Below are 24,243 nucleotides of genomic sequence, written 5' to 3' on the forward strand. Positions count from 1 at the left end.
TCTCTCACGCCTCGTCAACGGCTGGCCGATGCGCAAAATCGATGAACTCATGCCTTGGGCCTATGCCGCCAGCCAAAACGCTGATCCCATGGTCTGAGAACACCGCTAACGGTCTCGCTGCGTGGTGCCGCGGTTGCTTGCGTTGCCCGTTGCCTCATGGCCTGCGACGGAGCGCGCGCGCGAACTCTTCCCGCGCAACGGGCAACGGCCTGCCGCTTTCGGCAAAGACATGCGTCGCCAGAAAATGGCCGGTGAGTTGCAACCCTGCTTCCACCTCCGCGTCCGGCAGAGCGGTCGCGCTCGCTCCATTCGCAAGAAAGGCAGGCAATGGAAGAAGGCGGTCCGCATAAGGTTCGCCCGCTTCGCGACAGACGGCCTGCCCCGATTTCGGCGAAACGTAGATGAGGTCGTCCGTGCGCCCGGTCGCGGCGCACGTCGCAAGATTGAGGCCGAAGCCGAGTTCGTTCAGAAAGCGCAGTTCGAAGCGGATGAAGGCGGCCGGAAAAGCCGCCTCGGAAGCCTGCGCAAGGCATTCCTGTGCCGCGTCGTACAGAGCCGGGTGCGGATCGCGTTCCGCCAGCACCTGCAAGAGCGCGGCCAGCGCCGTCATGCCCGCGAGCGCGGACGGATTGTCGAGGGCATTCGCCGCCGTGGCCCGCGCGAGTTCGACGGTGTAGACGCCGAGCTGATCGTCGAGACGGGCGCGCCATTCGACGCCGAGCGTATTCCCCGTTTGCAGGAGCGGCCGAAGTCGGCGCGAACGGCCGCCCTTCACAAGCCCCTTGGCGCGGCCATTTGCGCGCGTGAAAATGTCGGCGATAACGCTTGTCTCGCCATGCGGGCGCCCCGCGAGAAAGATGCCGTCGTCAGCCCATCTCATGGTTATGCGCCTCGCCGCTGTCAGTCGTCAAAGCAGAGCAAGCAGCGTTCCAGAGCGGCACCATGCGTCATTTCTTCGGAAAATCGAGGCCCATCTCGCGATAGCGTTCGGGATCGTCGGCCCAATTCTCGCGCACCTTCACGAACAGAAAGAGATGGACCGGCGTCTCGATGGCCTCCTCGATTTCCTTGCGCGCTTCCATGGAGATATGCTTGATCGCCTGCCCCTTGGCGCCGAGCACGATCTTGCGTTGACTTTCCCGCTCCACGAAAATCGTCTGCTCGATGCGCACGGCGCCCTTGCGAACGGTTTTCCAGCTCGTCGTCTCGACGGTGGAAGAATACGGAATTTCCTCGTGCAGGCGGATGAACATCTTCTCGCGCGTGATTTCGGCCGCCCACTGCCGCAGCGGCGCGTCCGCAATCTGGTCCTCGGGGAAGAGCCACGGACCGTAGGGCATGCGCGCGGCGAGGAAGGCGCGCAGATCTTCCACGCCGTCGCCCGATAGCGCCGAGATCATGAACAGACTGTCGAGCTTGAGCCGGTCGGATGCCTCGCCCGCAAGCGCAAGCAACTTCTCCTTGTGGATCTTGTCCACCTTGTTCAGCGCCAGGATGAGCGGGATCTTGAGGTTTGCCGCCTCGTTCACGATGGGATCGACGGTGTCGTCGAAGCCGCGCGCCGCGTCTACCACCAGCACGGCGACATCGGCCTCGCGCGCTTCAGTCCACGCGGTCTCCACCATCGCCCGGTCGAGCCGACGCTTCGGCGCGAAGATGCCCGGCGTGTCGACGAGCACGATCTGTGCTTCGCCATTGAGCGCAATGCCGCGAACGCGCGTGCGCGTCGTCTGCGCCTTGTGCGTGACGATGGACACTTTCGCGCCGACGAGCGCATTGACGAGGGTGGATTTGCCCGCGTTCGGTGCGCCGATCACCGCAGCGAAGCCGCACCGGCTGCCCGCGCCGGGCGCATGTCGCGTTCCGCTCTCTGCCGCCAACGCAGCGGACACTGGTCCGCCATCCTCTTCGGGCAGACGCCTGCGCTCATACTCAGGGATTTGGGTGTGATGCTCTTCCGTGGCGGGTGCGTCTCCGGCCGCTTCGTCGTTCTCGGCGTCCGGGAGCGCGTCGGCCTTGTTCTTCCTTGTCTCAGGCATTTTCCTGTTCCGTTTGCCCGACGCCTTCGCGCTTGAGGAGCGCTTCCGCCGCGGCCTGCTGTGCCTTCTTGAGCGATGAGCCGGTGCCGCGCTCCGGCTTCAATCCCCGCACCTTGACCTCGACCGTAAAGCTCGGCGCGTGATCGGCCCCGGAACGCTCCACCTCCTGATAATCCGGCAAGCCACGCTTCTGGCTCTGTGCGAATTCCTGAAGCGCCGTCTTTGCATCCGGCGCCGGCGGCTCGCTCGAAGCGATGAACGGCTCCCAATGGCGATGCACGACGGTTGCCGCAGCAGCAAAACCGCCGTCGACGGAAATTGCTCCGAGCAGCGCCTCCACGGCATCGGCGAGGATCACGTCCTTCTTCCGCCCGCCGGACCGCGCCTCGCTCGGCGCCATGACGAGATAGGGACCGAGTTCAAGCTTCAGCGCGACCTCGGCGCATGTCGTCCTGCACACGAGCGCATTGAAATGCCGGGCGAGTTCGACTTCGCGCGCCTTGGGGAAGCGCTCGAACAGCAGCGCGGCGATGGAAAGGCCGAGCACGCGGTCGCCGAGAAACTCCAGCCGCTCATTGTCGCGGCCGCCCTTTTCGCTGCGCGCACTCGAATGGGTGAGGGCCTCCGCGAGAAGACCCTTTTCCGTGAATTGATAACCGAGGGAGGCTTCAAGCTCCTCGATGCATGGTTTCCTGACAGGCAATTCAGTGAATCACGGTTCCGATCCGCGACCAGCGGATCTCAAGGGGCCAGCGCCATGGGGCGAACCACGTCGCGGACTCGTCAATGGAGAAGAATAACACACGAGCGCGGCCTACGAGATTTTCCGATGGCACGTAGCCGATGCCGTTTCCGTCGAAAAAGCGGCTGTCGGCGGAATCGTCGCGATTGTCGCCGAGGAAGAAATATTGCTGCGGCGGCACGACGAACACCTCCGTATCGTCAGCCGCGCCGAAGCGGCCGAGACGGCAGGTTTCCGAAAGCTTCTGCGTCAGATAGCTGCGTCCGCTGGGCAGCGTCTCGCGATACTGATGCACCGTCTGGTTCGGCCCGCATTTCGTGTCCATCACCACATCGGGCGCGCGCTCGCGCTTCACGGCCTCGCCATTGATGTAGAGAAGGCCGCCAATCAGCTGAATGCGATCGCCCGGCAGCCCGACGAGGCGCTTGATGTAATCGGTGGAGTTATCGCGCGGCGTCTTGAAGACGATGACGTCGCCACGCTCGGGATCGGATGCAAGAACCCGCCCGCTGAACATCCCGGCGCCGAAGGGGAACGAGTATTTGCTGTAGCCGTAGCTATATTTCGAGACAAACAGATAATCGCCGACGAGCAGCGTCGGAATCATGGAGCCGGAGGGAATATTGAAGGGCTGAAAAAGGAAGATGCGGATCACGATTGCTATGGCGATTGCCTGAAGAAGGACCACCGCGAGATCGAATGCACCGCTCTCCTTCTTTTCCTTTTCCTGGGTCACGTCGGTTTTCACGCTCATCATTCCGGTCCGGTTCAAGTCTGGCGCACCCGCGGCGCATGCGCGAGAACAAAAGGGGATGAGCGCGTTTCAACGCCAGATCGCCGCTGATTATGGGTGAGCCCGCTCAGGGCCTGATATAGCCGATGTCGCGCCGAAAGCAAGAACGGCGCGATGGCTCGATACGCGGCGCGTCCGCCGTATTCGACCGCCGAGTAAACCGCATACCACCACTGGCTGCATTTACTGCCATATTCCGCAGTTACACACGTACGGATTGTTGTATGCGCGCAATGGTGGATAAACTTAACGTGCGCAATCTTGCGTTGAATCGAATTATGGACGGGCTTCTATATCGGCGGCAAAGTCGGCGGCGCCTTCCTCGACAACAACAACAAGAATCGCTGGTACGACGATGACGGTCCTTGGCATAAGGAGCGCGCGATGGCTGGACGAGCGGCTTCGGTGATAATGTGGTGAGCCACACCTACAACGTTCACCGCCGCGACGACGACAAGAACTTCGCGTTGGGTGGTCGGTGGCGGCATCGATTTCAAGCCGGGCACGTTCGGCCTCTTCAACTTCCTCGGCTCGAATGTGAGCTTCGGCGTCCTCGGCCTGTATTACAACTTCGAGAACGCGAACAACCGCACCTGGGACGTTTACAACGACGAGGGTCACTACTGGCGCTACGGCCGGAAGGACGACCTCGACTTCTGGACCGTCACGGCGCGTCTCAACTGGAACTTCGGCGGCGACTACGCTGTCGCCGCTGTGCCCCTGAAGTAGGCTCGGCGAAAAAGATGGTAGGACCGGCGCAAAACGCCGGTCTTTTTTTTAATGTGTTAAGGAAGCGTCTCTCCAAAAAATCCGGCTTGGCCCTGTTGCACGGAATCAACAGGTCGGCCTCTCCACCCGCACGCAACCCTTTGATTTCAAACATCTTCAACCCAAACCGCACCCAACAGGCGCCCGCAAAACGTGTATCACTCGCTATCGCTATCTTGAGTTTAACTGCTGTCCATGTAAACACTCAGAGAGTGTAGCGTAATCATGTCATGCAATCTAGGCGGGATAGGAGTGAGGGTTATGTCTGTTAGTGTTATGCGGGCGAGTGCGTTCGCATTAGGTACGCTTGTGATGATCGGTTCTGCGAACGCGGCGGATATCTATAGCGGCGGCTATGGCGGTTACAAGGATGCGCCCATCATTGTACCGGCGCCCACATGGACCGGGTTTTACGTCGGTGGCCATCTCGGCGCGGCATGGACGAATATCGACACCCGGCGGAATACCTACTGGGACGGCGATGCCGATCTTCCCTTTAATTATGGCACTTTCGGCGGCAACGGACTGAATACAACCGGTGCTTTTGGTGGCGGCCAGTTTGGCTACAACTGGCAGACGGGCGGCAACTTCGTGCTCGGTATCGAAGTGGATATCGGCGGTCTTCAGGGCAACAGCGAGCGCACTTTCGCGGCAACGACTTACAACGCCCTTGATCCCGCCGGCATCGACAATCTGGCGCTCGTGAATGTGAAATCGCAAGGCGGCATGTACGGCGACGTGACCGGTCGCCTCGGCTACGCCTGGGGCAACACGCTTCTGTATCTGAAGGGCGGTTTCGCCTGGCTGGCGACCGATCTCAAGGTGCGCGCCGCCATCACAACGGACGTGGACACGCCTGCCTTTACCAATACGGCGTACTATAACCGGAGCTTTGACAACACCCTCACCGGCTGGACCGCTGGCGGTGGTCTGGAGTACCAGTTCAACCCGAATTGGACGATGAAGGTTGAATACCTCCACTTCGATTTCAGCCTCGACGACAACAACTGGAACTGGAACACCGACAATAACTGGAAGGTGTTCAAGGACAACGTGACAGCCGACACCGTTAAGCTCGGTTTCAACTATCGCTTTGTGTCTTCGCCGGCCGCTTATGTTCCGTTGAAATAGCACCGCACCTGTCTTGGTCGCGGGTGAGCGCAAAGCAGGATGCATCGTCGCTCATCTTTGTTCATGACGCAAAAAAGCGGAGACCGAAGGCCTCCGCTTTTGAAATCATGTCGCCCTCCTTGCCTGAAACGCCGGAAGCGTTTCAGGCGAAGCGGGACGTCAACTGAGAAGGTTCGGCAGGAACATCGCGATCTCCGGGAAGAAGCAGATCAGCACGATGCCGACAGCCATCAGGAACACGAAAGGCAGCGTGCCCCACATCACTGTCGAGAGCGGAATATCCGGGGCGATACTCTTGATTACGAACAGGTTCAGCCCGACCGGCGGATGGATTAGCCCCATTTCCATCACGATTGTCATGATGGCGCCGAACCAGATCAGATCGAAGCCCGCCTCTCTGAGCGGCGGCAGGATGATCGGAGCCGTCATCAGAATGATGGAAACCGGCGGCAGGAAGAACCCGAGAACCACGAGGAACAGGAGGATCGCTGTCAATAGTGCCCACTTCGACAGCCCGAGGGACATCAGCCACATCGCAGCGCTCTGGGAGATGTGCAGATAGCTCATCACGTAGGAGAACAGCAGCGAGAAGCCGATGATCAGGAGCAGCATCGAGCTTTCCCGCATCGTCCCCGAAAGGATCGGCATGACCCGTTTCGGTCGCCACACGCCATACATGATCGCAATCACGAGCAGCGCCAGCACGGCGCCGACCGCCGCTGTCTCCGAGGCTGTGGCGTAGCCCGAATACAGCACGAACATGGTTCCGGAAATGATGAAGATAAAAGGCGCAACCCATCCCAGCATCGCGAACTTTTGTGCGAGGGTATAGTGATGCTCCTGCAGGATAGAGGCGTTATCGATAACTTCGCCCCGCGCCGACGCTGCCCTCGCCCTGCGCTTGTCGAAGCTGTAACGCCACGAGGCGTAGCCGGCGAAAAGCACGATCAGCAGAATGCCTGGCCCGACACCCGCGAGAAACAGCTTGCCGATCGACACTTCCGCGGCGACGGCGTAGAGCAGCATGGTCACCGAAGGCGGGATCAGGATGCCGAGCGTGCCGCCTGCGGCGATGATGCCGGACGCCAGACCGGCGGAATAGCCGCGCTTGCGCATCTCGGGGATGCCAGCCGAGCCGATGGCAGAGCATGTCGCGGGAGAAGAGCCGGACATGGCGGCGAAAATCCCGCAGGCGAGAGTGTTCGCCACGCCGAGACCGCCCGGGATCTTGTGGAGCCAGGCGTGAAGCGCAGAATAGAGATCCCTGCCCGCGTCGGATCGCCCGATCGCGGCGCCTTGAAGAATGAAGAGCGGGATTGCAAGGATGACGACGCTCGCGAGTTCCTCATAAACATTCTGCGCAATGGTGTCGACCGACGCCCTCGGCATGAAAAGGAACATGAAGATCGTCGCGACCACACCCAGCGCGAACGCGATGGGGATGCCTGTGAACATTATGATGAGCGTGGCTGCGCAATAGACGATGCCGATCGTGGCGGGGGAATAGCCCGACAGAAGCGGCATGACCGGGCGTTGCCAGAGGATGAGCGCCAGCAAGCTCGCGACCGCGATCACCAGCATGATGATCGAGCGTTCGCCGACCTGAACCGCGAGTTGCAGCGCCAACACCGCGAAGCCCAGCGTCATCACGGCGTAGGGGATCCACATGGGCGGCCCCCAGGACGAGTGCGATGTGATATCCTCAACCCACGCTTCGTGCAGGAGAATGCCCGACTTCCAGGCGATGAAACCCACGAACAGGAGGGAAACAGAGTCGATAAACACGTCGCGGCGAACCCTCCAGCGCGCCGAAAGGAGCGAGCCGAACAACTCGATGCCGATATGGCCGCGTCGGGCCTGCACCCCCGCAGCCGAGAGGAAAACAGCGCCGCCGATCAGATAGATCTCCATTTCGTCCTGCCAGACGACACTGTTGCCAAGCGCATTCGCGGCGATGATGCAACCGGCGAGCAGGAAAGCGGAAACGGCGAGGGCGATTGCAGAGAGGTTGAAAAGAACGTCGACAAAGCGACGAAAGGCGCCCTTAAGGACGCCTTCGCCGACAAGACGCAAATCCTGGTCGTCACCCAGGATCGCGTCAGAGCTGAATTCACCTGCCGACATCAGGAGATCGATCGTGCACTGGCGAGAAGTTCGGCCGCTTCGGTGGACTTGGACGCGAAGTCCTTCCAAGCCGTTTCCTCCGCAATCTTCCTCCAGGCGGCAAGATCCTCAGGCGCCAGGTCGACCACGGACTTGTTGAGGCTCTGATAAAGCTTTCCAAGCGCCTCGTCGTCCTTCTTCGCTTCGGCGGTGCCGAACCATTCCATTTCCTGACCGACGTCTACGATAATCTTCTGCTGATCGGCAGGCAGCGAGTCGAAGATGTCCTTCGACATCAGAAGCGGCTCCAACATGAACCAGATCGCGCCGGTTCTTGCTGTCGTAACCGTGTTGCACAGTTCTTCGAGGCGGAAAGACATGAGGCTGGTGGACGAGGTCAGCGCCGCATCGAGGGCGCCCGTCTGCATGCCGAGGTAGATTTCGTTCGACGGCATGGTGGAAACCTGCGCGCCCGCCGCCGTCAGCATGCGGTCGAACTCGCGGCTGCCACCACGAATCTTGAGGCCTTTCACGTCCTCCGGAACGCGGATCGGCTTCTTGAGAGCCGCTGCCCCGCCGGCCTGCCACACCCAGGTGATGAACTTGACGCCTTTGGATTCGGCGATCGTGGAAAGGGACTTGCCGATAGGGGCGTCCTTCCACTTCGCGCCCTGCTCGTAGGAGGTGACCAGCAGCGGCATCAGGCCGAGGTTCATGGCGTGAATCTCGCCGCCGGCGTAGGGGGCCGGATAGAGCGAAAAGTCGAGCGCACCTTTGCGCAGCGCAGCAAACTGCGCGAACGTCTTCATGAGAGACGAGCCGGGATAGATTTCGAACTTCAGCGCGCCGTTCGTGCGCTTTTCGACCTCGGCAGCAAAACGCCGCACAAGGCGATCACGGAAATCCCCCTGATCGATGGTTCCGCCCGGGAATTGATGTGAAATCTTGAGCGTGCGGACGCCTTGCGCCCGAAGCAGCCCAGGCGCGGCAATGGAAAGGGCGGCGCCGCCGATGAATGCCCGTCTCGAAATCATGGCGTTCTCCAATTTTTTGTCAGGGAGGGTCGTTCCGTCCGCTTTCTTATAGCATCCGGCCGCCGCGGGAAGGGAATCATTGCCAGCCTAGACTTTTGTCTAAATTGTATGCAATGAAGTTGTTCGAAAATACAAAACATACGAAGTAACGAGCTTTGTTGCTCTTTTTTGCGCGCTTTTGCTGCGTTGCGGCGGCATTGGGGAGGGGGCAGGTCAAGGGGTGTGACGTTTATGCCCAGTGTTAGTTAACCATTTATTAACCAGCAAATCCGCATGCGGGTTGATCCCGGTTTTCCTTAACAATCTAAGGGAGAAAGCGATGTTGAAAACATCGCTTTTGCGCCAGGGCGTCATAATAGCCCGGGCTACGGAAGCCTATCGAGGAGGAAGCGAGGTTGTGCTGAAGAGGCTGCCGGCCTCTCAAGCACCTGCCCATATCGCCGTGCGTCCGGTGTCGGGCGTCGCCGCGAAGGCAAATTGCAACGCTCGCGGCCGCGATATCAGGCAGGGATCAAGCGTCGGCGGCGGCTTGAGCGTTCAGAAAACTATTTTTCTTCGCGGGACGTCCGCCAAGTTCCAGCCCCTCGTCCCAGTAAGGCGCCGGCCCATAGATGGACGCGAGGAAATCCACGAACACGCGAAGGCGCGTCGGGATGTACTGTTTGTCGGGGTAAACGGCATAAACGGCGACGCCTGGCGCTTCGCGGTACTGGGGAAGGACATGAATGAGCTTCTTCGAAAGCAGCTCGTCGCGGATCTGCCACGTCGCCCTGAGAGCGATGCCGCAATTCGTCACGAGCGCCTGATGAACGATCTCGCTCGAATTCGTCTTGATTTCGCCGGAAAGCTTGAGCGAAACATCTCCCTCCGGCCCCTGCACGCGCCATGTTACGTTGTTTTCGACCAGGATCTTGTGCTTCGTCAGATCGGCGAGCGTCTTCGGGGTGCCATGCTCCCTCAGATACTCGGGCGTCGCCACGAACAGCCTGCGGCAAGGCGCCAGCTTTTTCGCCACGAGGCTCGAGTCGTCCAGTTCGGAAATGCGGATGGCCACGTCGATGCCTTCGCGGACGATGTCGAGGAAATGATCGGTGGCGATGATCTCGATGCTGAGGTCGGGATACTGCTTCAGGAACTGGCCAAGATATGGTGCGATATGCAGCCTGCTGAACCCGGTCGGCGCGGTAATCTTGAGCGAGCCGCCCGCGCGCTGATGCCCGGAAGACACGAACTCTTCGGCTTCCTGCACCGTCGCAAGGATTTGAACGACGCGCTCATAGAAACCGCGTCCTGTTTCGGTCAATTGTAGCTGGCGTGTGGTACGATGAAAAAGTCTCGTTCCAAGGCGCGTTTCGAGATGGCTGATGCGCTTGCTGACGACAGCGGGAGAAAGGTCGAGTTCTCGGCCGGCGGCTGACATGCTTCCGGCGGTCACGACTCGAGCAAAAATCTCGAGGTCTGCAATCGAAGTCACAAAACCCCTCCTCTGTCACTTTGTATACAATCTTGTCTATTTGTTACACACATGGGATCGTTATAATTGGCCAGCTTGGGCTCCTGTCAAGTCCTTCAGTGCCGTGCAACAAAAGATAATGTTCAATTGCGTAGATAATCCGGCATTGTCGGGGGAGTGTAGTTATTTTCTGCCCGCAGCGATAGGCGGGTTGGTCGTAAAGGGTTTATGTCATGTCCGTCATCATGCCAAAAGAAGATCTCCGCACCTTGAGCCGAAGGCAAGCGATCATATCGGGGCTGTCCGCGGCCGTGGGAAGCGGAACGCTTGTTAGCGACGACGCGGGGCTTCGCGCCTTCGAAACGGACGCGCTTACCGCATACAGAACCTCGCCAATGGCAGTGGTTCTGCCGAGATCGACGAGCGAGGTTGTTTCTATCGCAAGGTTTTGCTTCGAGAACTGCGTCAAATTGGTCGCACGCGGAGCGGGTACCTCGCTTTCCGGCGGTGCGATACCGACGGGAGACGCCGTGGTGATCGGACTGTCCCGCATGAACCGGGTGCTCGACGTGAATTTCCCCGACCGAACGGCAACCGTTGAAGCGGGTATAACGAACCTTGCCATATCGAATGCCGTGGCTCATGCGCGGTTCTTTTACGCGCCGGACCCGTCGAGCCAGCTTGCATGCACGATCGGCGGCAACATCGCGATGAATTCCGGCGGTGCGCACTGTCTGAAGTATGGCGTCACGACCAACAATATCCTCAAGCTGAAGATGGTCCTGATCGACGGCGAGGTGGTGGAACTGGGCGGCGATTTCCTCGACGGCCAGGGCTACGATTTTCTCGGTCTCGCGACCGGCTCCGAAGGGCAGTTCGGCATCGTGACCGAGGCGACCGTCCGCATCCTTCCACAGGCGGAAGGCGCGCGCCCCATGTTGATCGGCTTCGATTCCGCTGAGTCCGCGGGCGCTTGCGTTGCGGCCATCATCGCCGACGGCCTTATTCCGGTGGCGCTTGAATTCATGGACAAGCCGGCCATTCGCATCTGCGAAGAATTCGCGAAAGCGGGTTACCCTCTCGACGTCGAGGCCATGCTGATCGTGGAAGTGGAAGGCTCGCCCGCCGAGATCGAGGACCAGATCGGGCGCGTCGGGGAGATCGCAAGCCGCTTCAACCCGAAGACACTGCGCGTCAGCCAAGGCGAAGCCCAATCGGCGGCCATCTGGAAAGGGCGCAAGGCAGCCTTCGGAGCGGTCGGACGCGTCGCGGATTATTTGTGCATGGATGGCGTCATCCCGCTTGGAAAGCTCGCCGAGGTGCTGAAACAGGTGGAGTGCATCGGCACCGGGCATGGCCTCCGGGTCGCGAACATCTTCCATGCCGGCGACGGAAATCTCCATCCGATGATCATGTACAACGCGAACGACGAACATGAAAAAGTGATCGCGGAGCAATGCGGGGCCGAAATCCTGAAACTCTGCGTCGACGCGGGCGGCTGTCTCACCGGCGAGCATGGAGTCGGTATCGAAAAGCGGGAGTTGATGCGCTATCAGTATTCCGAAGCCGATCTTCTCCAGCAGATGCGCGTCAAGGCGGCCTTCGATCCTCAATGGCTCCTGAATTACGGCAAGGTCTTCCCTCTCGATCTTCAGGAGCGTTTCGCCGCCGAGGCCCGCTCACATGCCTGACGTCACCATGCCGACTACCGAGGCGGAACTCACCGATTTCATCAAAGCCGCGCGAGCGTCGGCGATGCCGGTCGAGGTGTGCGGCTTTCGCTCCAAGCGCGAGGCGGGCCGCCCGGCGAATTGTGCCGCCGTGGTTTCGACCGCGAAGCTCGGCGGCATCACCTTCTACGAGCCGTCGGAACTTGTCGTTCGCGCTCGGGCCGGTACGCCGCTTCACGAACTCGAAGCCACGCTCGCCCGGAAAAATCAGGAACTTGCCTTCGAACCGGCCGACCTTTCCCGCATCTACGGCCCGGATTTCATGGCGGCGAGCCTGGGCGCGGTCGCGGCCATGAACATTTCCGGACCTCGCCGCATTCTCAGAGGCGCGGCGCGCGATTATCTGCTCGGCCTGCGCGCCATCAATGGAGAGGGCGAGACCATCAACACAGGCGGGCGTGTCATGAAGAACGTGACCGGAGTAGACCTCACGCGGGGCCTGTGCTGCTCGTGGGGGACGCTCGCGGTGATCACCGAACTGACCTTCAAGGTGCTGCCGAAAGCGCCGGAAGCGCGCACGGTGTTTTTTGTCGGGCTCGCCGACGAGGCCGCCGTCGGCGTGATGAGCGCCGCCATGGGCACGCCCTACGAGCTTTCCGGCACGATCCATCTTCACGGTTCGCTGGTCGCGCGGCTCGCCGATCCCGAAATTGCGCCCGCAAAGACCGCTCTCACCGCGCTCAGGCTTGAGGGGAGCCCGCAGAGCCTCGCGCACCGCGTGGAAAGGCTGCGGCGTCTCCTGTCGCCTTTCGGCGAGTCCTACGAACTCGATCACGAGCGGTCGCGTTACTTGTGGGCGGATGTTCGCTCCCTGGCCTTTCTCTCGGCGCAGTTCGACCGGCCGCTCTGGCGGATTTCGGTCGCGCCGTCCAAGGCCGCGCCCGTCGTGCGGGCGCTGTCCGCCTTCCTGGACCTCCGCGCCGCCTATGAATGGTCGGGCGGCCTCCTCTGGCTCGAACTGCCGCCCTCCGCCGACGCGAGCGTGACCGACGTGCGCCGCGTGCTCGCCGAATACAACGCGGATTCGATGCTCATGCGCGCGCCCCGTTCGGTGCGCTCGGGCATCGAGGTTTTCCACCCCCAGCCGGTCGCGAAGATGAACCTTGTGCGCGCGCTGAAGAAGTCGTTCGATCCGGCGGGGATTCTGAACCCCGGTCGGATGTACGCCGGAGTCTGAGCGCATGGAAACGAACTTCACGCTTGCGCAGCTTCGCGACCCCCGCATGAAGGAGGCCGACGCCATCCTGCGCAAATGCGTCCATTGCGGGTTCTGCATCGCGACATGCCCGACATACCTCATGCTTGGCGACGAACGCGACAGCCCTCGCGGGCGCATCTATCTCATCAAGACCATGCTCGAAGGCAAGGCCACCCCGAAACAGATACGCCCGCATATCGATCGCTGCCTGTCCTGCTATTCCTGCATGACGACATGCCCGAGCGGCGTGGACTATCGGCACCTGTCCGACTACGCGCGCCAGATCATCGAGACATCCTCCACCCGAGCGCCGGGAGACGAGGCGATCCGCAAGCTGATCCGCGCGGTGCTGCCTTATCCGAAGCGGTTCCGCGCCGCGCTCGGCGGCGTTTTCCTCGCGCTTCCCTTCCGGCGGCTCCTGATGCGCTCGCGCTTCAAGACCCTCGGGGCGATGCTCAACCTCGCCCCACGCGGCCGCGTCAAGAGCGGCGTCTATACACGCGCCGAGACAGTGAAGACGCAGAAGCCGCGCCGTGGCCGCGTCCTCATGTTGAGGGGCTGCGTGCAGCGCGTGCTGAAACCGAACATCAACGACTCGACCGTGAGGTTCATCAATCACATCGGTTACGACGTGGTGCTTTCCGAGGGCGAGGGCTGTTGCGGCTCGCTCACGCTGCATATGGGCAAGGAAGCCGAGGCGAAGGCGCTGGCCAAGGCCAACATCGACCTGTGGCACGATGCCCGCAAGAACGGACCGATCGACGCGATCGTCATCAACGCGTCCGGCTGCGGCTCGACCGTGAAAGACTACGCGCATCTGTTCGCCGACGATCCGGCCTACGCCGACAAGGCGCGCTATGTTTCGAGCCTCGCGAAGGATGTCTCCGAGTTCGCGGCCTCGCAGAAGATCGACGCGCCCGTCGGCTGGAGCGATATCCGTGTCGCTTATCAGTCATCCTGCTCGCTGCACCATGGTCAGCGCGTGATCGAGGAGCCGCGCCAACTCTTGCGAAATGCGGGCTTCACCGTTGTCGAAATCCCGGAGGGGCACATCTGTTGCGGCTCGGCGGGCACCTACAACATGCTTCAGCCGGACCTTGCCAAGGAACTCAGGGAGCGCAAGCTTCAAGCCATCGCGAGCGTGAAGCCCGATGTCGTCGTGAGCGGCAATGTCGGCTGCATCAGCCAGCTTTCGGGACCGTTCCCCATCGTGCATACCGTAGAACTGCTGGACTGGGCCTATGGCGGGCCGTGCCCCGAGCCGCTGAAGCATCTCGAAAGCCGCGTCCGACCGCTGCCGCGCGAAGGGGAAAGCATCGAAGCGGAAGGCGAGCTTGCGTAGGGCGAACTCAAAAGGAAGCTTGGCCGTCTCGGCGTATCGCCTGCCATAAAACGCAAAACTCGCTTCGAGAGCGGGATCTCATCGCAAAACAGGCGCCTCTTCATTAAGGTCGCTTCAGGTTTTTGTTCAACCGCTTCGGATGATCAGGCATGCACGTCAAGGCGGGGCGCACCCGATGGACTGTCATTCTCGCGGGCGCCTCGGCGGTCGCGCTGCCATGCTTTCTGGCGGTCCCTGTTTCGGCTGTCCCGAGCGGCGCCTTCGAGGCGATAAAGGCGCCAACTTCGATGGTGGTGGACGTGCGCCGCAGACAGCGCATCTACAGGCACAGGCGTTCCCGACATCCGGCGAAAAAGCAGGAGCCGCAAGGAAAAACGCGGGGCGCCGGTGGCACCACTCCGCCCGTGCCGTCCGTCGCCGCGCCACGCGAGCGGCTGCCGCTTCCTGCGTTTCCGCTCGCCCCGTCCGAGGCGACTTCGAGCGCGGCCTCGGAGCCGCTGAAGCCTCCAAAGCCCCCGGCACTGCCCGAGGCCACGGCAGCGGTTACGCCGAAGAGCGCCGTGCCGGTCGTGCAGGTGCCGCCCGCGCCGTCGCTCGCGATCTCCACGCCCGAAGCGCCATCGAAACCCGCCGAAATCCATGGCCCGCCACCCCCGCCGGTCGTCTGGACGCAAGCCGAAATCGAAGCCGCGCGGCGCGATTGCGACTGGCGTCTTCCCACGCTGGGCGTCGTCCATGACCGGCTCGACCCGCTGCGCGAGGGCGCTTGCGGCACGCCGGCTCCCATTCGGCTGAAGGCGCTCGAAGACAAGATCGGCCCGGCTGCCGTCTTCGCACCCGCGCCGACGATCACCTGCAAGCTCGGCGAAGCGATGCGGCGCTGGTTTGCCGAGGTGGTGCAGCCGAAGGCGAAGGAGCATCTGAACGCAACGGTAGTGCGCGTCGGCGCGATGTCCGGCTATGATTGCCGCTCGCGCAATGGCGGCTTCTCGCAGCGGATCAGCCAGCACGCCTATGCGAACGCGCTCGACATCGGCTCATTCGTCACCGCGCGCGGCGAGAAGATCGTGCTGAAGGAGCATTGGGATTCGGGCGACGAGCGCGCAACGTTCCTGCGCGAAATCCACGCGGGCGCATGCCGCATCTTCGGCACCACGCTCGGGCCGGAGGCGAACGAGGCGCACGGCAACCACTTCCATCTGGACATGACGGAGCGACGCACGCCGCTTTGCGATTTCACCGGCGAGCAGGCGCGCGCGAGGGAGGCGCAGCGCAAGGCGGCGGCGCTGGCCGCGAAGCAGGCGGCAACGCCTGTTCCCGTCAGCGTGTCGCCGTCGAAAGAACCGCCGGTCGTATACGGGCCGCCGCTCCCACCGGTTCCGCCAGCCGCGGGCGAGGCGGTAACCCCGAAAACCATTACAGAAAAGACGGGCGAAAAGCCGCGCGCGCGAAAGGCGGTCGAAATCCGGCGCAAACCGATCAGGCGTCGTGCGAGGTTGCCTTTCGGCCTCCGCTTTTAGCGGGAAAAAGCCGCGAAAACGCGAAGTCGCGGCGCAGGCCAGATGGCGAACCTCAGCCGCGCGGCGCGGTCGCCGCGGGCTTCTTCTCGCGGGCGAGCGTTTCAAGCGCCTGCTTGGCGGTCAGCTCGGCGTTTTCCTTCTCGCGCTGAACCCTGTCGAGCGACTCGTGAGCCTGCCGCGCCTCCTGCTGGGCTGCATCGAGCGCGCTCTGAAGCTCCGCCAGCTTTGCCTGGGCGTCTTTGGCGGCGTGCTCGGCGGCGTCCCGCGAGGTCTGTTCTTCCGCGAGCTTCGCCGAGACGGCTTTCGCGTCCTTTTCCACGACCTGCCGCGCGCGTTCTTCCGTCGCGAGCTTGTCCCGCAGGGCTTGCAATTCCTTTTCGGCCTTGTCCCGTGTTTCGATCACGAGCTTCGCCTGTTGGTCGGCCGAGGCGTCAACCTGCTGATATTGATAGGCAAGGCCCGCCAGCCCGATGGCCAAGGCGGCGATGAGAACGTTTCGGACCATGGTTGTCCTCTGATGCCGAACGATAGTCTGGATTCGTGAGATAACGGCTTATACAACACCGCCCGGCACGAGTTTATGTCATTTCGGTACACATAGGATTTTTTACCCTGATGTGTTTTCGATGCACGGTTCCGGCGGATCACGGGAACAGCGGTTGCTGGCCGATGCCCGACGTTTCCTCGAAGCCGAACATGATGTTGAAGTTCTGCACCGCCTGTCCGGCCGACCCCTTGACGAGATTGTCGATGGCGGAGACGACGATGGCCCGGCCGGGAATGCGGTCGGCATAGACGCCCATCATGCAGAAATTCGATCCGCGCACGAACTGCGTGGATGGCAGCGTGCCCTTGGGCGCGAGCTTGACGAAAGGCTCGCCGGCGTAGCGCTCGGCCAGCGCGGCGGCTAGATCGGCTGCGTTATGACCGCTCGCGAGCCGCACATAGCAGGTGACGAGTTCGCCCCGGCTCATCGGCACGAGATGCGGCGTGAAATTCACGAACACGTTCGCGCCCGCCGCCTTCGAGATTTCCTGTTCGATTTCCGGCGCGTGACGGTGGCTCGCGATCGCATAGGGCGAAAGCCCTTCGCCCGCCTCCGAGAACAGGATGTTCTGCTTCAGGGAGCGGCCCGCGCCGGACACGCCCGATTTCGCGTCGACAATGATGTCGGAGGCATCGATCAGCCTCGCGGCGACGAGCGGCAGCAGCGCGAGCAGCGTTGCGGTCGGATAGCAGCCGGGGCACGCAACGAGGCGCGCGGCCCGGATCGCCTCGCGATTGTGCTCGGTCAACCCGTAGGCGGCACCTTCGAGGAGATGCGGCGCGGCGTGCTCGCGGCCGTACCATTGTGCGTAGGTGGACGTGTCCTTCAGCCGGAAGTCGGCGGACATGTCGATCACCTTCACGCTTTCAGGCAGTGTGGCGATGATGTCCTGCGCGGTGCCGTGCGGGAGGCCGCAGAAAACGGCGTCGAGGCTCGACCAGTCGACCTCCTCCGCCTTGACGAGCGGAGGCGCATCCACAAAGCCGAGATGCGGGAAGACATCCGCGAGCGGCTTTCCCGCGTGCGTGTTCGCCGCGAGCGCCGCGATTTCGATGCCCGGATGGCAGGCGGCGAGGCGAATGAGATCCGCGCCCGTGTAGCCGCTCGCGCCGATCACGCCGATTTTGATTTTCTTGCCCGTGGTATTTGGCATATCAAGCCTCTTTGCGGACTCGCTCACCTCCATCGCCCGATGAGGTGCTGCTGGCATCGCAATAAAAAACCCGCCTTTCGGTGTAACACCGGAAGGCGGGTCGATCGACAGGAAATCGATGAGAGCGCCCGAAGCGCTCCCGCCATTTTCTGGAATTGCTGTTAGCGCTTCGAGAACTGGAAGCTGCGGCGGGCCTTCGCCTTGCCGTACTTCTTGCGTTCCACCACGCGGCTGTCGCGGGTGAGGAAGCCTTCCTTCTTGAGGATCGTGCGAAGCTCCGGCTCGTAATAGGTGAGCGCCTTCGACAGGCCGTGACGCACAGCGCCCGCCTGACCCGACAGGCCGCCGCCGGCGACAGTCGCGTAGATGTCGTATTGGCTGAGGCGGTTGGCGGTCACGAGCGGCTGCTTCAGGATCATCTGAAGGACCGGGCGCGCGAAATAAGCCTCATGGTCCTTGTCGTTGACCACGATCTTGCCGACGCCGGGCTTCACCCAGACGCGGGCGACGGCGTTCTTGCGCTTGCCGGTCGCGTAGGCGCGGCCGTGAGCGTCGAGCTTCTGCACGTGAACCGGACGCGAGCGGTCGTCGGCGACGGGAGCGGCCGCGGCAGCGCCCTTGTCGAGACCGGAAAAGGTCTTTGCGCTTGTCTCAGACATCAGCGGGCCCTCGCCACGTTCTTGGAGTTCAGAGCCCGGACATCGAGCGTCTCAGGATTTTGCGCCGCGTGCGGATGCTCCGGACCCGGATAGATGCGCAGGTTCGTCATCTGCTGACGGCCGAGGGGCCCGCGCGGAACCATGCGCTCCACGGCCTTTTCGAGGACGCGGCCGGGAAACTTGCTACCGAGCACTTCGAACGGGCGCCGTTCCTTGATACCGCCGGGATGGTTCGTGTGGCGGTAGTAGATCTTGTCGTGCAGCTTGTTGCCGGTGAAGACGACCTTCGCGGCGTTGATGACGATGATGTTGTCGCCATCGTCCATATGCGGCGTGAAGGTGGGCTTGTGCTTGCCGCGCAGGCGGTTCGCGATGATCGTCGCCAGGCGGCCGACCACGAGGCCCTCGGCATCGATCAGAATCCACTTCTTCTCGATATCGGATGGTTTAGCGGAAAAGGTTGCCATGAGAGAATGTCCGGACGGGCCGGGCTCCAATAAAAAAGGGGCCGCATGGCCCGATTGATGACAACAGATAATCGACGCGACACCCCGTGTCAACAGCACAAACCCACCGCGCCACGGACAATAGTTTAGCAAAAACAGTGGATTGCGCTATTGGTATTATGATACCGCTTCATATGGTGTCATGATACCTCAATGTGGCGGCACGGAATAGGTCGCCGTCGCATGCGCGGCAAGCTCGCTCTCGCCCTCGGAATGGAGCGCGATCTCGCCGACCGCGAGCCGCTTGCCGAGCTTCAGGATGCGCGCCTCGCCGATCATGTCGCGCGGTTCGGGCTTCCGAAGAAAGTTGATCGTGAGGCTCGTCGTCACCGCGAGCGCCACCGGGCCGATTGAGGCGAGCACGGCTGCATACATTGCCACATCCGCAAGCGTGAACATCGCGGGGCCCGAAATCGTGCCGCCCGGCCGCAGCAAGTGGTCGCCGTAAACCATGCGCATGCGCGCGAAGCCGTGCCGGGTTTCCTCGACCTTGTACGAGCGCCCCATGGCGACCTGCGGGAAGACCTGCACGAGAAAGGCGTTCACATCGGCCGCCGTCATCTTCGGCGGGATCAGCTTCGCGCTATCGTGGGCGTCCAAGATGGCATCTCCGTTATTTCACCAAGATTTCGCGGGATCACAAGTGTGTGCGTCAAGCCGGGGGGCGGAAGAACATGGATCTGGGCGTGAACGGTTTTCTGAAATTCGATCTGCAGAAATTGATGGGTGTCATTCTAATGGCACTCGCGGCGACTGTCAGTCCGACAATCGGATCGGCAGCCGCGAAGGATGGCGGACTCACGCGCGAAAGCGTGTCTCGCTTCCTCGATTCCTTCACCGAGATGCGCGCCATCGCGATCGTCGAGGGCGTTCAGGCGAGCGCGGATCAGGACGCCTCGAAAAATCCCATCGGCGCCGTCGTCAAGGCGGTAAGAAAATCCAGGCTCAAGACCGAAGCGAAGGCCATCGCCGGCAGGTACGGCTTCACGGATGTGGCCGATTGGGCAGACACGGGCCGCGCCATCGCTCAGGCTTATCTGCATCTCACGGTTGGGCCATCGCGGGGCGTGGCGCGCGATACGCTCGACAAGCACAAGGAAAAAGCCCTGAAGGAGCTTGAGAAGCTAGGTCTCCTGAACGAGAAGCAGAAAGCGAAGCTCAAGGACAATCTCGACAAGGCGGGCGAGGAACTCGCGAAGGAGCCTCCTCCGCAAAACGTCGCCATCGTGCGTGAGATGAAGCCTCAGATCGAGGCGACAGTGAAGCTCGGCGTGAATTGACCCCGCCGTCGGCGTGCGCGGGGCGCCGACCTTGGTCATCACATCGGTGAGCCAGACGTGACATGCTCGTGATGGACAAGGCGCATGATGGCCGCTCGGCGGAGGACAGACGAGGTCAAGCCCGGCGCGATCCTGCTCGCCGACCGCGCCTATGGCAGCGATGGCTTGCGCCACGCCCTCGAACTTCACGAATGCAGGCTCTAGCAGAAGTTCAGCGTGCGTTCAGCGACTGGCCGACAGCGTTCGAGATGGCCGGTGCAATCTCGCGCAAGCTTTGCTGCGTGCTCGCGTTAGTGCGCGTTTCGTTGGACGGACCGAGCGTGATCTTGAGCCGGTGCGTGTCGGTTCGACCCGCGCCCGCCATGGAGCCGTTGCCTGTGTGGCCCTTGAAGTGGACCAATGTCCAGCTCGGACTGATGTTTGCGCTCTTCACGACGGTGAACTCGATCGAATGCGTGATCGACTTGAGCGGAGCTTCACAGTCCGCCGATGGCACACCTGCCCTTTGACGGCACGTGAAAGCCGGCGGCGCTGCGGGTCGCGTGCTCTGCTTCGGCTGCGGCGACAGCAGGGCACGGTTGCCGCCTTCCAGCGGACCAAGCACCGATTTGATCCATTGCCGAAGCCCGAGATCGCTGTTCAAATCGCGTCCCTTGGGAAGATTGCAGTTGTCGAACGCGTCACGTCGGTGGACCCTGCTCGCAGGGTTGAGTTGCTCGTGCAACTCCGTGAAGTTCATGGAGAAGCTTACGCTCTCGGTCCGCGAGGCGGTCGTGGTTACGCCGCCGCCGAGACCAAGTGAAAATCCCCGGGAGAAGGTGCCGAGCGTGGCGGATCTGAAGGGCGTAAACGGGTCGAGCGCGGCGACCGAAGGTGTGATTGATGACGATTCATTGGCGATCAGGTCGAGGTCGACATTCGCGCCCCAGGTCTGGAACCAGGCGTATTCTTTGGGAATGTCGCGCGTTGCGTCGTAAATTTCGCATTTGACGCGCTTCACGACTTCGTTGATCGGAATACTGCCGTCTTCGCGCGCCTCGGTGCCATTGATCGGGCTGAGAGCAGGCACCGTGGTGCAACCGCCAAGTCCGACAAGCGCGCAAGATGCGCCGATGGAAAAAATGTGCCCAATACGCATGCAGAAATGCCCCGACCCAAGCCCGGGAAAATTTACACACGGCAGCTATCGAGTAACAAGGCGCCGCCTTTGCCGCTCTTGTTGATATCGGTCAAGAGCGTGTCATGAGGAAGCGACTGTTGCTTCTGGAACACCAAATAACAATTAAAGGTAGGTGATGACTTGCCGTAAAACTGCAGATTGTATCGCCTATGGGACGCGCGATTATTTCCGGTTCAGCCGCGCGATCAGGCTCGACGTGTCCCAGCGCCTGCCGCCCATCGCCTGTATCTCGGAGTAAAACTGATCGACAAGCGCGGCAAGCGGCAGCTGCGCGTCATTCTTGCGGGCCTCGTCGAGACAGATGGCGAGATCCTTCCGCATCCAGTCGACCGCGAAGCCGAAGTCGAATTCGCCCTCGTCCATCGTCTTCCAGCGGTTTTCCATCTGCCACGACTGCGCCGCGCCCTTTGAGATCGTGTCGATCACGGCGGCCACGTCGAGCCCCGCCTTTTGTGCGAAGTGAATGCCTTCGGCGAGCCCCTGAACCACGCCCGCGATGCAGATCTGGTTGACCATCTTGGTGAGCTGGCCCGCACCCGCCGGACCCATATGCTTCACGGCGCGGGCATAGGAAGCGATGACCGGTTCCGCGCTGGCGAAGGCATCCGCGTCGCCGCCGACCATCACCGTCAGCGTGCCGTTCTCCGCGCCCGCCTGCCCGCCGGAAACCGGAGCGTCGAGGAAGTGCGCGCCGCGCGCCTTCGCAGCCGCGTAAAGCTCGCGCGCGACATCGGCTGAATCGGTCGTGTTGTCGATGAAGATGGCGCCCGGCTTCAGGGCCCCGAAAGCGCCATCCGCGGCTGTCGTCACCTCGCGCAGGTCGTCGTCGTTACCGACGCAGGAGAAGACAAAATCCGCTTCTCTGGCGGCCGATGCGGGCGTCGGCGCATGGTCGCCGCCGAACTCGGCCACCCATTTTTCCGCCTTCGCCGCCGTGCGGTTGAACACCGTTACGTCGTGGCCGCGCTTCGCGATATGCCCGGCCATGGGATAGCCCATGACGCCAAGTCCGATGAATGCAACCTTGCTCACGAGCGCACTCCTTCTTCAGTCGGTGACGCGAGCTTACACGGGACGGAACGCGAGCACCTTGTCGATTCGCCGGCCGTCGAGGTCGATGACCTCGAACACCCATGAGCGCCAGCGGAATGTCTCGCCCGTCGCCGGGATGTGCCCGAGTTGAGCGAGCACGAAGCCCGCAAGCGTCGTATATTCGGCGTCGTCCACCGCCATGCCGTTGACGTCGAGCAGGCGCTCCACCTCGAAGACGGGCATCTGCGCGTCGAGCAGCCAGGAGCCGTCTTCGCGTTGAACGGCGGAAGGCCCTATGTCGGCCTCTTCTTCCGGCAGTTCGCCCGCGATCCCCGCCAGGATGTCGGCGGGGGTCACGATCCCCTGCACGGTGCCATGTTCGTCGAGCACGATTGCCATGTGAACGAGCGTGTTCTTGAACATCTCAAGCAGCTTCAGCACGTTCGTGCTTTCGTGAACATAGAGCGGTGCCTTGATCGCCGCTTCGAGATCGATCCTGCCGCAGCTGCGACACTGTTCGAGCAGCGTTTTTGTATGGATGACCCCGAACGTCTCGTCGACGTCGCCACGACAAACGGGAAAACGCGAATGACCGCTTGCGAAGATGTCGTTGAAAATCGCGTCTTCGCTGTCGTCGACGTCCAGCCAGATGATGTCGCGCCGGGGCACCATGATCGAGCGAACCGAGCGATCGGCGACGCTCAACACGCGCTCGATGATTTCCCGCTCGGCTTTTTCGAACACACCGGCCTCGGTGCCCTCGGCGATCATGGACTTCACTTCTTCCTCGGTGACTTCCGGCTCTGCCTTCATCGGGCCGGCGAGCCGGAGCACCGCATCCGTCGAGAGGCGAAGGAAGAACGAGATCGGGGTCGAAATGGTGGCCCAGACATTCAAGGTCGGCGCGACGACGCAGGCGATGACTTCGCGGTTGGCGAGGGCGAGCCTTTTCGGCACGAGTTCGCCGATCACGAGGGAGAAGTAAGAGATCGTGACGACGACGAAGATCGAAGCGATCCACCCGGCCCATGCGCCGAACCAACCGACTTCTTCGAGCGCGGCGGTGAGGCTCGGCGCGAGTGCCTGTTCGCCGTAGGCACCGGAGATGATGGCAACGAAAGTGATGCCGATCTGGACGGCGGGGAGAAAGCGGCCGGGATCGGCGTTGAGCGAGGCTGCGGCGACCGCGCCGCGCCTTCCGTCGGAGACAAACTTCTGGAGCCGGACGGGACGGGACGACACGATTGCGAGTTCAGCCGCCACCAGAAAGGCGTTCAGCAAAACGAGGGAGGCAATAACGAGGAGTTCGGGCCAGGGCATCGATGTGTGGGGTGTCGGTTTCTCGGATTGTTATAGCGAGTGTTCGCGACAACCGTACTAAAATGTGGGGTCAGCGCCAAATTTCCGCATAGGAGCCGACGAGGGTAATAATCGGGAGGAAACCGGGCTGAACCCGGCTTCCATCATCATGGGCGGAACTGCCTTCCGCATGCATCTCGCAGGAAGCATTTTGGCTCGGAGGGCCGCCCGAAGGCCGAGACTACCTCCGCTCACTCGGAGGATAGAGATGTTGATGCATTCGGAAAATATCGCTCTCGGGAAGGATTATGCACCGCATGCGTACTCCACCACCTGAAATCTGTTGCGAACGGTACCGTAAGAGACCTGCGAGAGCTGCTTTCAGCATCGGTCCTCCGACTGTCGCCTTGGGCTCTGTTCATCGAGGAGAAAGCCCGGATCAGACGTAATGAGCCTCCTCACGCTCAAGCTTTCCGCGCTGGATGGGGCTGTGCGGGCATTGATACGCCGGAAGCGCTTCGCCGCCGACGCCTTCGCCCGCGCGAAACGGCATGCCCGCGCGGCACTCGACGACGGCTTTCGCCGTCGTGGACGCAACACACTGCGCTAACACTCACAGTGTGCCTGCGACTTGGCCGTTATAGGCTGAAATCGTGAAGCACTGATGTTCAGTATAGCGTGATTCTATCGTCATTGCGCGGGCTTAACAAAAGGTTAACGGGCGCTAACGGAGG

23 protein-coding genes and 1 pseudogene are annotated in these 24,243 nt (G+C 61.8%); 8 read left to right on the plus strand and 16 right to left on the minus strand.

The annotated features are described in order from the left end of the window. Positions 1-154: 154 nt before the first annotated feature. From recO to lepB, 4 genes are all read right to left on the minus strand, one after another. A complete protein-coding gene (gene recO / locus KKP04_RS09375) occupies positions 155-880 on the minus strand; it encodes a DNA repair protein RecO (protein WP_215029907.1) in 726 nt (241 codons plus the stop codon). Positions 881-947: 67 nt separating this feature from the next. Next, positions 948-1,940, minus strand: coding sequence for a GTPase Era (era, locus tag KKP04_RS09380; RefSeq protein ID WP_371818756.1), 993 nt, complete (start codon positions 1,938-1,940; stop codon positions 948-950). Between the two features lie 91 nt (positions 1,941-2,031). After that, positions 2,032-2,742, minus strand: coding sequence for a ribonuclease III (rnc, locus tag KKP04_RS09385; RefSeq protein ID WP_215029910.1), 711 nt, complete (start codon positions 2,740-2,742; stop codon positions 2,032-2,034). 1 nt (position 2,743) lies between these two features. Further along, positions 2,744-3,538 carry a signal peptidase I gene (gene lepB, locus KKP04_RS09390; protein ID WP_215030268.1) on the minus strand — a complete coding sequence of 265 codons (795 nt, stop codon included), beginning with the start codon at positions 3,536-3,538 and terminating at the stop codon, positions 2,744-2,746. A gap of 507 nt (positions 3,539-4,045) precedes the next feature. Between lepB and KKP04_RS09395 the strand changes: the two genes are divergently transcribed. Next, on the plus strand, positions 4,046-4,303 hold the full coding sequence (locus KKP04_RS09395) for a hypothetical protein (RefSeq protein WP_215029913.1): 258 nt from the start codon (positions 4,046-4,048) through the stop codon (positions 4,301-4,303). Between the two features lie 300 nt (positions 4,304-4,603). Then, positions 4,604-5,473: an outer membrane protein gene (locus KKP04_RS09400; RefSeq protein ID WP_215029916.1), complete on the plus strand. Its 870-nt coding sequence runs from the start codon at positions 4,604-4,606 to the stop codon at positions 5,471-5,473. A gap of 159 nt (positions 5,474-5,632) precedes the next feature. Here the strand turns inward: KKP04_RS09400 and KKP04_RS09405 are convergent, their stop codons facing one another. From KKP04_RS09405 to KKP04_RS09415, 4 genes and pseudogenes are all read right to left on the minus strand, one after another. Next, entirely contained in the window at positions 5,633-6,997 is a 1,365-nt protein-coding gene (locus KKP04_RS09405) for a TRAP transporter large permease (protein ID WP_251134020.1), read from the minus strand. 84 nt (positions 6,998-7,081) lie between these two features. Beyond that, a pseudogene (locus tag KKP04_RS15740) lies at positions 7,082-7,597 on the minus strand (TRAP transporter small permease); the annotation flags it as partial. Further along, positions 7,597-8,610, minus strand: a complete 1,014-nt coding sequence (gene dctP / locus KKP04_RS09410; RefSeq protein WP_215029922.1) for a TRAP transporter substrate-binding protein DctP — start codon at positions 8,608-8,610, stop codon at positions 7,597-7,599. The pseudogene KKP04_RS15740 and the gene dctP, both read right to left, overlap by 1 nt. 511 nt (positions 8,611-9,121) lie before the next feature. Continuing rightward, complete coding sequence (locus tag KKP04_RS09415; RefSeq protein WP_215029925.1) at positions 9,122-10,084, minus strand: LysR family transcriptional regulator; 963 nt, start codon at positions 10,082-10,084, stop codon at positions 9,122-9,124. A 212-nt stretch (positions 10,085-10,296) separates the two neighbouring features. Here KKP04_RS09415 and KKP04_RS09420 point away from each other — a divergent pair, with 212 nt between their 5' ends. From KKP04_RS09420 to KKP04_RS09435, 4 genes are all read left to right on the plus strand, one after another. Next, entirely contained in the window at positions 10,297-11,754 is a 1,458-nt protein-coding gene (locus KKP04_RS09420; protein WP_215029929.1) for an FAD-linked oxidase C-terminal domain-containing protein, read from the plus strand. After that, entirely contained in the window at positions 11,747-12,970 is a 1,224-nt protein-coding gene (locus KKP04_RS09425; RefSeq protein ID WP_215029932.1) for an FAD-binding protein, read from the plus strand. Before KKP04_RS09420 ends, KKP04_RS09425 begins: the two co-directional genes overlap by 8 nt. A 4-nt stretch (positions 12,971-12,974) precedes the next feature. Beyond that, the gene (gene glcF / locus KKP04_RS09430) at positions 12,975-14,333 is read left to right on the plus strand and encodes a glycolate oxidase subunit GlcF (RefSeq protein ID WP_215029935.1); all 1,359 of its coding nucleotides are present in this window, start codon (positions 12,975-12,977) and stop codon (positions 14,331-14,333) included. Between the two features lie 149 nt (positions 14,334-14,482). Further along, complete coding sequence (locus KKP04_RS09435; RefSeq protein ID WP_215029938.1) at positions 14,483-15,853, plus strand: extensin family protein; 1,371 nt, start codon at positions 14,483-14,485, stop codon at positions 15,851-15,853. Between the two features lie 52 nt (positions 15,854-15,905). Here KKP04_RS09435 and KKP04_RS09440 read toward each other — a convergent pair whose 3' ends face one another. The 5 genes from KKP04_RS09440 to KKP04_RS09460 all read right to left on the minus strand — a co-directional run bounded on the left by KKP04_RS09440 (position 15,906) and on the right by KKP04_RS09460 (position 19,279). Then, a complete protein-coding gene (locus tag KKP04_RS09440) occupies positions 15,906-16,358 on the minus strand; it encodes a hypothetical protein (protein WP_215029941.1) in 453 nt (150 codons plus the stop codon). Positions 16,359-16,497: 139 nt separating this feature from the next. After that, positions 16,498-17,553: an N-acetyl-gamma-glutamyl-phosphate reductase gene (argC, locus tag KKP04_RS09445; RefSeq protein WP_215029944.1), complete on the minus strand. Its 1,056-nt coding sequence runs from the start codon at positions 17,551-17,553 to the stop codon at positions 16,498-16,500. Between the two features lie 161 nt (positions 17,554-17,714). Further along, positions 17,715-18,212: a 30S ribosomal protein S9 gene (rpsI, locus tag KKP04_RS09450; protein WP_251134015.1), complete on the minus strand. Its 498-nt coding sequence runs from the start codon at positions 18,210-18,212 to the stop codon at positions 17,715-17,717. Continuing rightward, a complete protein-coding gene (gene rplM, locus KKP04_RS09455) occupies positions 18,212-18,679 on the minus strand; it encodes a 50S ribosomal protein L13 (protein ID WP_215029947.1) in 468 nt (155 codons plus the stop codon). The genes rpsI and rplM overlap by 1 nt, the downstream gene beginning before the upstream one ends. A 189-nt stretch (positions 18,680-18,868) precedes the next feature. Beyond that, positions 18,869-19,279, minus strand: coding sequence for a PaaI family thioesterase (locus KKP04_RS09460; RefSeq protein ID WP_215030274.1), 411 nt, complete (start codon positions 19,277-19,279; stop codon positions 18,869-18,871). Positions 19,280-19,392: 113 nt separating this feature from the next. Here KKP04_RS09460 and KKP04_RS09465 point away from each other — a divergent pair, with 113 nt between their 5' ends. Continuing rightward, the gene (locus tag KKP04_RS09465) at positions 19,393-19,998 is read left to right on the plus strand and encodes a hypothetical protein (protein ID WP_215029950.1); all 606 of its coding nucleotides are present in this window, start codon (positions 19,393-19,395) and stop codon (positions 19,996-19,998) included. Between the two features lie 211 nt (positions 19,999-20,209). Here the strand turns inward: KKP04_RS09465 and KKP04_RS09470 are convergent, their stop codons facing one another. The 3 genes from KKP04_RS09470 to KKP04_RS09480 all read right to left on the minus strand — a co-directional run bounded on the left by KKP04_RS09470 (position 20,210) and on the right by KKP04_RS09480 (position 23,530). Next, a complete protein-coding gene (locus KKP04_RS09470; RefSeq protein ID WP_215029953.1) occupies positions 20,210-21,136 on the minus strand; it encodes a hypothetical protein in 927 nt (308 codons plus the stop codon). Positions 21,137-21,340: 204 nt separating this feature from the next. Beyond that, positions 21,341-22,210, minus strand: a complete 870-nt coding sequence (locus tag KKP04_RS09475; RefSeq protein ID WP_215029956.1) for an NAD(P)-dependent oxidoreductase — start codon at positions 22,208-22,210, stop codon at positions 21,341-21,343. A 33-nt stretch (positions 22,211-22,243) separates the two neighbouring features. After that, complete coding sequence (locus KKP04_RS09480) at positions 22,244-23,530, minus strand: hemolysin family protein (RefSeq protein WP_215029959.1); 1,287 nt, start codon at positions 23,528-23,530, stop codon at positions 22,244-22,246. A gap of 427 nt (positions 23,531-23,957) precedes the next feature. Between KKP04_RS09480 and KKP04_RS09485 the strand changes: the two genes are divergently transcribed. After that, positions 23,958-24,119 (plus strand): hypothetical protein, encoded by a 162-nt coding sequence (locus KKP04_RS09485; protein WP_215029963.1) that lies wholly within the window; start codon positions 23,958-23,960, stop codon positions 24,117-24,119. The last annotated feature ends 124 nt before the right edge of the window (positions 24,120-24,243 follow it).

It is taken from the genome of Rhodomicrobium sp. Az07 (assembly GCF_018619475.1).
Classification (GTDB): Bacteria; Pseudomonadota; Alphaproteobacteria; order Rhizobiales; family Rhodomicrobiaceae; genus Rhodomicrobium.